The sequence below is a fragment of the Acinetobacter sp. SW-226 genome, from assembly GCF_055632855.1.
In genome coordinates this window covers 2142965-2152684 of sequence record NZ_CM145752.1, presented here as the reverse complement: position 1 = coordinate 2152684, position 9720 = coordinate 2142965, and the positions used below count along the sequence as shown (strand labels likewise).

Below are 9720 nucleotides of genomic sequence, written 5' to 3'. Positions count from 1 at the left end.
TTAAGTTACGGGTTTTAAGGATAAGCGTTAGAGCTGAAAATTTTCCTGAAATAGACTCTATTGTTAAGAATTTAAGCTTTGGTTTTGGTTGAAACCCAACACAATAAAGCGCCGAGACAGACCATCAAAGCACCTTGCCAAAAACTGAAAGTTAAATGCGTACTTAAAATGACAGCGGAAACTACAGCGGAAAATACAGGAATAAAATACGACGCAGCAGCCAATAGGGTGACATTGCCATGCAATATACCAATATTCCATGCACCATAGCCCATACCCATCGCAAAGGCTGCAAGGACTAAATAAATGGTGGGTTGCAGTTCAAAAATCAAAGTGCCTTCACCTAACAACAACCATTTAACCCACAGCACAATTGAAACTAAAATGAAAAAGAGCGTCACCCCATTTTTACCATTTGCCATTTTTGCGGTGATGGTGCAATAAGACGCCCAAAGTACGGTGCCGAGTAATGCTAAGCCATAACTTAGAGGGTTATTTTGAACGTTGCTTAGCATGCCCTTAAGGCTTAATCCTTGATCACCGCCTAATACCCAACAAATTCCAACTAGTGAGATAAAAAAGCCGGGTACGATGAGAAAATTGGCTTTTTGTTTATTAAATACAATCGCAAAGATAATGGTAAAGGTCGGCCACAGGTAGTTCACCATACCAACTTCAATGGCTTGTCGACTACTGGTTGAGTAACCAATGGACAGGGCAAGGCAAATTTCATAAGAGACAAACAGTAAACTTCCCCATATCAGATAAGGAAGAGGAAATTCTTTTAACCGAGTCCAACCAAAGGAGAGCAGCAAAAAAACAGAAGCCAATGAATAAATGAGGGCGGCTCCACCAACAGCGCCAAAAGCATGGCTTACTTCTTTAATCAGGGCAACAATTAAACTCCATAATAAAATCGCACCTAGACCAATCAATGTTGCTTTTTTTGAATTCATTTCGTTTGTATCTTTTACCTATTCGCTGAATGGAGCAGTTTTGTTTAGGGGAGAGAGCTTCATTTTATCGACAATGTAGCTTTATCTCTGAATGTCATTTCATGTGTATTATACGCAATATAATGATATATCACGTGAAATAAATATTAATTTAACTTCTTTCAATCCGGTTCGGTTTGGCATGAGATTTCAAAATAATTGCTACAGTTTGGATAGCTTTTTTTATCTGATCCTGATCAAAATCTCCTAAACCAAGCACTAATCCAGAGCGTTTACGTTCTAACGAAAAGGTCGGGGAAACCGCTTTAATTGCAATGCCAGCATCTAGTGCCGCTTGAGCAATTTCCCGATCATCCATGTAATCTGCAAGCCATAGCACCATATGCATACCTTGATCTCCAGCTTGTAAATAACCTAAGTGTTTTGGAATATAACGCTCAATCATGCCAATCAAATATCGACGGTTCTCAGCATAGACATTGCGAATCCGTCGAATGTGGCGTTCTAAATAACCTTCTTGAATAAAGGCAGCCAGAACATGCTGATCAGCAGAGGGAGGATGACGGTCGATCAGAACACGTAATCCACAAAAAGGGGACACCAAAGCTTTGGGCAGTACGGCATAGCCGAGTCGCAGTGATGGAAACAGTACTTTGCTAAATGTCCCTAAATAGATGACTTGTTCAGGTGCTAACCCTTGCAAGGCTGGAAAAGGCTGACCACTGTAGCGCAGTTCACTGTCATAATCATCCTCAATAATCCAAGCGCTTTGCTGTTTGGCCCAAGCGAGTAATGCGGTTCTTCTGGCTAAACTCATGGGCATGCCAATTGGATATTGGTGAGATGGGGTGACAAAGGCTGCACGGGCATTTGGCGCAAGGTTTATACCTGTATCGACTTGAATTCCTTCTTCATCTACGGGCACGCGAACAATATTTAAGGGTTGTATTGAGTTTTCTAATAGGGCAGTTGTCCCTCGATAAGCAGGGTCTTCGACCCAGACTTGATCTTGTGCTTTAAATAGAATCTGACTACAGATATAGAGTGCCTGTTGGATGCCACTAGTAATGACTATTTGTTCAGCTTCACAGTGTACTGAACGAGAGCGTCGTACATAGTCAGCAATTGCAACACGTAAGGAAAATACACCTTGTGGGTCATCATACCCAGAGGGTGCTGCGACGCCCCGTGCGCGGTAGCGATTGCCAAATTTTCTCCAAATATCATTTGGTTGGGTGCGTCCAACAGGTACAGAGACTGCAAAGGGAAGATGGGGAAGTGGTTTAAATTCTTTCAATACTTCAGCATAGGCCTGAGCTGCTGGTGTTAGCTGAATTTGAGTAGCGTGTGTGTTTGTCCACTTCTGAGTTTGCTGACGCTTTGAACGTGCCAAGTTATCTGAAACAAAAGTGCCTTGACGCTCACGTGCTTCTAAAACGCCCTCAGCTAAGAGTTGATCATATACTTCAATTATGGTGCCCCGTGAGACACTTAATGTGATCGCCAATTCACGTGACGAGGGTAAAGGGTCGCCCGCTTGTAAATCGCCATTTTGTACTGCTTGTCGTAAGGCTTGAATCAGTTGAGCGGCTATTTGTCCCTGTATTTTATTAAGCTTTGTGATAGAAGGAAGTTCTACGACTTTTGCCATTCTTGCCATAATTCTGGTCTACTCAAAGTAATACATACTGGTACTTTTGAATAATCCAATTAAACCAGAGAATTTACAACAACAAATACAGCAATAATGAGCTCAAGGAGGCAAAGCTGTGTATATCCCTGCAGAATTTGAAGTAACCCAAGTTGAAGAGCTACATCAGCTCATACAGAATTATCCATTGGGTATTTTGTTTACCCATGGACGAAGTGGTTTAGATGCAAACCATTTACCTTTTGAGTTACAAGTCGATCATACTGAACTTGGGATATTACATGCTCATGTTTCTCGACATAATCTTGTTTGGCAGGATGTGAATAATGGTGATGAAGTGATGGTGGTCTTTCGAGCGGGAGATGCTTATATCTCACCGCAGTGGTATCCCAGCAAACAAGATCATCATCAGCAAGTGCCGACATGGAACTATCGAGTGGTACATGCTTATGGTCGAGTAACTATTCGAGATGATGAGCGTTATGTGCGTGGTGTGGTGGCACGTTTGACACGAACTTATGAAGCAACACAGCCAGAGCCATGGAAAATGTCGGATGCACCTAAGGATTATCTTGAACCCATGTTAAAAGCAATTGTAGGGATTGAAATTGAAATTACGCGTTTGCAGGGCAAATTGAAACTTGGACAAAACAAAGATCAGCGAGATGTTCTAGGTGTGGCAAATGCACTGAAAGAAACCGGGCAGGTTGAGATTGCAGACGCGATGCATCTGATTGCAGCAGCAAAAAATACGTCCATATAACAATATTTTGAGCTGTGTTAAATAATTGAAATATAAGGAGTGAGCCATGCAGTGCTTCAAACCTGTAGTTTTACAGGGTGAACGAATTACATTAAAACCGCTTAAGTTGGAACATGCACCAGCACTGTGTGATGCAGTACGTGATGGCGAGCTATGGAAACTGTGGTATACCCGCATTCCTTCACCTGAGCAGATGACGGCGGAAATCCAACGCCGCCTAGATTTACAGCAGTTGGGGAGTATGTTGCCATTTACGGTGGAAGAACGAGACAGTGGGAGGCTGTTAGGGATGACGACTTTTATGAATATAGAAGTCCAGCACCGCCGTGTTGAAATTGGTTCAACATGGTATAGCCAGTCCGCGCAGCGCAGTTATGTCAATACGGAGTGTAAAAATCTGCTGCTTACGCATGCATTTGATATTTTGAATTGTATTGCGGTTGAGTTCCGTACATCCTCTTTTAATTTTAAAAGTCGGACGGCAATTGAGCGTTTGGGGGCAAAATTAGATGGGGTGCTTAGAAGTCATCAAATTGTACAAAACGATATTTTAAGAGATACGTATGTGTACAGTATTTTAAAAACTGAATGGCCTGCAGTACAACAAAATTTGAAGGCACTTTTGGACAAGAGATAACGTTTTGTCTAGCTGACGCGTTTCATTAGAGAAAAATAATACATAAAAAAGCGGCATTACTTTCATACAAAAATAATGCCGCAGATATAGAACTCAATGATGAGTGAAAGATTGGTATAACTTATTTCTTAGATTTAAGTTTACCAGTCGTATTTCAGACCTACTCTAAAGTTGGTAGGTGCACCATAATAGCTGTTGGTGGTTGATAGATGATATTTTTCATTAAATAAGTTATTTAAATTGAAGTTCAGCAGTAGGTTTTCATTGATCTTATAGCGCGCCATCAAGTCAACCAATGCATAGCTGTCTTGTGTGAAACGAGTACCGTTTGGCCCATTATCTTGATAAATCTCACTTTGCCAGCGTAGTCCACCACCAACAGTTAATGCTTCATTGAAATAAGGCAGAGTATAAGTGCTAAATAATTTAGCGGTATTATTTGGAATGTTGGTATTTAAATTATTACCATCTTTGTCCTGAGAGATATTTCGTGAAAAACTTGCAGAAACTTGCCATGTATCTGTTAACTTGCCTGTGCCTTCTATTTCAAAACCACGACTTTTTGTGCCAGATTCGGTACGGTAAACCGTATTGCCATCTGAATCTGGTTCATCTAAAGCAATGGCTTTATTATCTTCTTGGGTTTGATAGAGTGCGGCACCAATGTTTAATTGGTTATCAAAGAATTCACCTTTAATACCGAGTTCCGTACTATTTCCTACCAGTGGATCAACATAGCCACCTGAGACTGATTTCTTGTCTTGTGGTAAGAAAATATTGGTATAACTTGCATAACCTGTCCATTGCTCTGTGAAATCATAAGTAATGCCCACATAAGGAATGACTTTACCTTTTTCTTCGCGTTTTGAAGCATCCAGAGTTTGACTTGAGTACGTGTACTCATTATCTGTACGTTGCCAATTTTCAACACGTGTTCCTAAAATCACAGCTAGGGGATCTGCTAGTTTTAGACGTACTGCACCAAATACAGATAGGCTTTTCTCATCATTGCTGTACCAGCCGCCAATTGGCATTTCAGGGCGTGTAGGTGTATTTCCATCCCACTCGAAAATATTATCTAAAGTATTTACACTCCAACCCGAATAGGTTGGGCGTTTATTTTTACTTCTGGCATAGGTTGTACCTAAAACCACATCATGGGTTTGGTTGAGTAAGTCAAATGAACCATTTAAGGTTAAGTTAAATAAGTCCTGAGTTGGTTCATAGTCCCAATGAGATCCATAAAGTAAAGTACCAGCCCCTGTTTCTTTATTAATTCCTGAGCGTGAGTACCCATAACCGACAATTTCATCAGAAGCGGTAATTGTTCGAGATGCAGTGCCTTTCAGTTTCCAACGTTCGTTAAATTGGTGCTCAATATCTGCAAAATATGCAGTTGTTGTTCGGTCAGAACTACTCCAACTTGCAGCATTCGAATCTGAACGTGACCAGTTGATGAGACTACCATCGGTATAAAATGAAGGTAAACCACCACGAGCAATGCCTGAAATATCTATTTGTTGGTAGCTGACCCCTAAACTGGCTTTGGTTTTTTCTGTAAGGTCTGCTTCAACCACTCCATAGGCAATTTTACGTTCCTCACTATAACGGTCAATATAAGAATCGCCCGTTTGGTAGGCTAGAACAGTACGTCCACGGATCGTGCCTGCTTGGTTTAATGGTGCAGAGACATCAATATCGGTACGATAGGTGTCCCAAGAACCTGCACTGGTGCTGACGGAAGCTTTAAAATCTTGCAAAGGTTTTTCCGCACCATATTAATACTGGCACTGGCAGAGCCTGCACCAGTCATTAAACCATTGGCGCCACGCACCACTTCAACACGGTCAAATAAAGCAGTGTCTTGGCTTTGAAAGATACTGGTATATGAACTCATCAGCTTTACGCCATCAAGCAAATAGTTATCAACTGTTTGACCGCGTGCATAAATAGGTGAGTTATCACTGCCGATATTACCATTTTGGCTAATGGTTAAACCTGCGGCTTGTGAAACAACATCGGTCAGTTGCGTCAGGTTTTGATCTTCCATTTGTTGGCGGGTAATGACACTCACCAATTGTGGCGTTTCTTTTAGTGATAGTGCTAAACCTGTAGATGCAGTGGTTGCTTTAGCTGTATAAAGGCCAGAACCTTCGGTTGTTAAATTATTGCCTTGATCTGCTTTAAGGGAAATAGTTGCAAGTTGAGCTGATCCATCTGGATTCGTCGCCTGACTACTTTGAGCATTTTTATTGGCTTGGCTATGAATAGCTTCGAGTTGAACATCTCGTGTTTCAGCTTGAACTCGTTGTTTCGCTTGAATGCTGTAACCACCATGATTTACTTTTACTGCAACCAAAGCATAAGGCTGTAATAATACAGCCAGAGCCTCATCGACTGCATAATTACCTTTTAGTGCTTTGGCTTGCAAACTTGAGAGTGTCTTTGCGTCATAGCTGATCGTGGTACCCGTTTGGATTGCGAGTTGCTTCAATGCCTGATCCAAAGGGAGTTTTGTAATATTCACAGGATAAGTTGTGGCAGCATAAATAGCAGTAGTGGTAAGGCTTCCTGCCATTAGTGGCATGCCCCATAAAACTGCCCGAATAGCCATTGCTAATCTACTTTTTGCCTGATAATCCTTCATGCGGTGTTCTCGACTGGGAGTGTATTTCTGTATAAGTCGAGTCAGCTCAAAAAAAGGGTCATATTTTTATCTTTTTTTTATTTTTAATAGATATGAACTGTAATAATCCAGCTCAAGCTGATGGGTATAGGCCAAGTTCTCTAGGCTTTGTTTTGGGTTTTTTAATGAAAATACGCCTGAAACATGCACATTTTCAAGCTCAGGAGCGAGAAAATAGGTTCCATTTTGATAACGGTACAATTCATCTAACACTTTTTTAAGTGGCCATTGCTCCACAACCAGTAGATGTTGCGTCCAATACGGTTGCTCATTCTTCAGTGGATTGATGGCTGAAATTGTATCGGCATCAAAACTGGTACGTTGACCTTGTTGTAGAAGTTTGCGTGTATCTGTTTTGGCAGGATATAAGGCTACCGCATGTTCATAAACTTTGACTTTAGTGCGATATTCGTCTTCTTGGCGAACTGTAAACTGTGTACCTAAGGCTTCAATCTTTCCATCTTTGGTCGTGACTATAAATGGGCGATGCTTCGGATCTTTTGCCGTCTGAATATAAATCTCACCTTCAACCAATTCAACTTGTCTGGTTTGTTTTGAAAAGTCGATATTGACATAACTATTACTGGCTAAAATCAATTCTGTGCCATCCGCTAAAGGCACAGTTTTAATTTCACCCACTTGGCTATGGTAATCAGCTTGTAGCTTTGCCCAAGGGATACAATAAAGGCTTAAGCCAATAATGCAGAACCCTGATAATCCAAACAGCATATTGTGCTTTAAAGAGGTGCTAAATGTATGTTTAGACTTAACTAAGGTATCTGGTTGGAAAGAATTGGGTAAATCAGACAATCCTTGTGTAAAACGTTCAATCTGTGAAATAGCCAAAGCATGTTCTTTATTTTTTGACTTCCACTGCTCAAATTGCTCTCGTTGTTCCTCGGTTACCTCTCCAGAATGAATCAGTACCAGCCAATCGGCTGCTTCATCTAGGATATGATTAGGTAAAGAAGAGTGCTGTGGCATAAGTGTTATAATAAGATGAATTAATCAACAGGATTATAAAAGACTTATACAAGCTAAAAAAGCCTGTTTCATATCTCTTTTTACCGTTGCTTCAGAAATATTCAATTTCTCACTAATCACCCGATAGGTGAGACCATCTAACTGGGACATTAGAAAGACCTGTGCTGTACGCGTCGGTAGCTTCTCAAGCATGCGATGTACTTGATAAAGCGTTTCTCGAATGCACACCTCATGCTCTGCCGAAGGGTAGTAGTTTTCAGGTAACTGAGTCAAAGCATCTAAATACAACCTTTCAACATGTTGATGTCGCCAGTGATCAATAATCACATGTTTTGCAATACCCAAGAGCCATGCTTGAGGCTCTTTAATTTTTTCAAAACAGTATTCACTTTTAAGTGCACGATAAAACACCTCCTGACTCAGGTCTTCAGACTGATGATGATGTTGCAATTTATGTTTAAACCATGACAACAGCGTGGTTTGGTGTGTGCTGTATATCTGGCTAAACCACATTTTTTTTTGGACATTTAAGTTCATATTTTCAACTCATGACCCTAGAAAAATATCCTGAATCTCAGCAGTAAAAGTGGAATAAGTAAATGAATGGTTGAATATTAATGATAATCATTATTAAATGCAATTACAAAACGCAACATTTGCTGTGAGCTTTTTTAGGTTTTCATCCGTCTTATAAATAGATATGCGTGATTTGTAATAAGAAGTGTCAATTTTTTAAATACTTAATTTGATCAAATTTTAAAAAATTGTATGGGTCTTATCGTTTTGAACAGTACGTGTTGGGCGAGAATTTTTTGTAATGAATAGGAAATGTAATGAGTGAGCCATTGAACAATAACGACCCAGCAAAGCATTTTCTTCATCGTCGAACATATTATATTGGCTTGATTATTGTCATTTTGTTGTTAGGCATGGGAGGGCTGTATTGGAAAAATACTATGTCGCAGCCTAGCGAAGAATATAGTCAATGGGATAAACCTGTGCCTGTACGTATCGTGTCTGTACAGCGACAAGACTTGCAGGTGGAAATTAAAGCCATCGGTACAGTTGTTCCGACCCATACAGTGAATGTGCAAACTCAGGTTTCTGGTGTTCTCAAGCAGATTTATTTTAAAGAAGGTCAGACGGTTCAAAAAGGACAACTTCTTGCTCAAGTTGACCCTGCACCATTTCAAGTGGCTTTGGCACAGGCAGAAGGCACACAACAGCAAAACTTAGCGCAACTCCGAAATGCAGGAACGGAGTTAGCACGTTATCAACTGCTTTTTAAGCAAGACTCAATTGCTAAACAACAAGTAGAGCAACAGCAAGCTTTAGTCAATCAGTTGAAAGGGAAAATACAGGCCAATCAAGCTGAGGTTGATGCAGCCAAATTACAATTGTCTTATACCAAAATTTATTCGCCGATTAATGGTCGAGTTGGTTTTCAGCAGAAAGATGCAGGTAATTTAATACAGGCCAATGACACGACAGGTTTGGTCAGCATCACTCAAGTTCATCCTATTTATGTACAGTTTTCAGTGGCTGAACATGATTTGGCTCATTTGCGTAACAACATGAAACAGGGACATCAAGTCCCAGTCAAGGCATGGGATAAAGCAGAACAAAAGCAGCTTGCGGTTGGTCATGTACAGGCGTTGGATAACCAGATTGATGCCAATACAGGCACATTAAAGATTAAAGCCATTTTTGATAATCGTGATGATGTCTTATTTCCCAATCAGTTTGTCAATGTTCGTTTAAATGCACACACTATTCGAAACGCTGTCAGCATTCCAAGTGACGCCGTGCAACATGGGGCCAAAGGGACTTATGTGTATATCGTTAATCCGAAGAAAAAAGCAGAAATTCGTATGCTCACTTTGGGTTTAAGTTCTAACGGTCAGATTCAAGTTTTAACAGGTTTAAACGGAACGGAGCAGGTGGTTTTAGAAGGGATTGATCGTCTTGCAGAAGGCAAAGAAGTTCAAATTGTCTCGGATCAACCTCAAGCGATGGCCACATCAAAACCTGCTGTTGGATAAG

The 9720-nt window shown here is 40.6% G+C and carries 7 protein-coding genes and 1 pseudogene; 3 read left to right on the top strand and 5 right to left on the bottom strand.

All coding sequences use genetic code 11. The annotated features are described in order from the left end of the window. Positions 1 to 71: 71 nt before the first annotated feature. Positions 72 to 956 carry an aromatic amino acid DMT transporter YddG gene (gene yddG / locus ACZ8ZH_RS10275; RefSeq protein WP_119063806.1) on the bottom strand — a complete coding sequence of 295 codons (885 nt, stop codon included), beginning with the start codon at positions 954 to 956 and terminating at the stop codon, positions 72 to 74. 151 nt (positions 957 to 1107) lie between these two features. Beyond that, positions 1108 to 2616, bottom strand: a complete 1509-nt coding sequence (gene pdxR / locus ACZ8ZH_RS10270; protein WP_119063807.1) for a MocR-like pyridoxine biosynthesis transcription factor PdxR — start codon at positions 2614 to 2616, stop codon at positions 1108 to 1110. Between the two features lie 109 nt (positions 2617 to 2725). On the opposite strand from pdxR, the gene ACZ8ZH_RS10265 reads away from it, so the two are divergent. Further along, on the top strand, positions 2726 to 3370 hold the full coding sequence (locus tag ACZ8ZH_RS10265; RefSeq protein WP_119063808.1) for an FMN-binding negative transcriptional regulator: 645 nt from the start codon (positions 2726 to 2728) through the stop codon (positions 3368 to 3370). A gap of 46 nt (positions 3371 to 3416) precedes the next feature. After that, complete coding sequence (locus ACZ8ZH_RS10260; protein ID WP_119063809.1) at positions 3417 to 4007, top strand: GNAT family N-acetyltransferase; 591 nt, start codon at positions 3417 to 3419, stop codon at positions 4005 to 4007. A 140-nt stretch (positions 4008 to 4147) separates the two neighbouring features. Here the strand turns inward: ACZ8ZH_RS10260 and ACZ8ZH_RS10255 are convergent. From ACZ8ZH_RS10255 to ACZ8ZH_RS10245, 3 genes and pseudogenes are all read right to left on the bottom strand, one after another. After that, positions 4148 to 6654 (bottom strand): annotated as a pseudogene (locus tag ACZ8ZH_RS10255) (TonB-dependent siderophore receptor). Between the two features lie 66 nt (positions 6655 to 6720). Beyond that, the gene (locus ACZ8ZH_RS10250; protein ID WP_086209377.1) at positions 6721 to 7677 is read right to left on the bottom strand and encodes a FecR family protein; all 957 of its coding nucleotides are present in this window, start codon (positions 7675 to 7677) and stop codon (positions 6721 to 6723) included. A gap of 33 nt (positions 7678 to 7710) precedes the next feature. After that, positions 7711 to 8214 (bottom strand): sigma-70 family RNA polymerase sigma factor, encoded by a 504-nt coding sequence (locus ACZ8ZH_RS10245; RefSeq protein ID WP_470247675.1) that lies wholly within the window; start codon positions 8212 to 8214, stop codon positions 7711 to 7713. 296 nt (positions 8215 to 8510) lie between these two features. Here ACZ8ZH_RS10245 and ACZ8ZH_RS10240 point away from each other — a divergent pair, with 296 nt between their 5' ends. Continuing rightward, on the top strand, positions 8511 to 9719 hold the full coding sequence (locus ACZ8ZH_RS10240; protein ID WP_119063812.1) for an efflux RND transporter periplasmic adaptor subunit: 1209 nt from the start codon (positions 8511 to 8513) through the stop codon (positions 9717 to 9719). Position 9720: the final 1 nt, after the last annotated feature.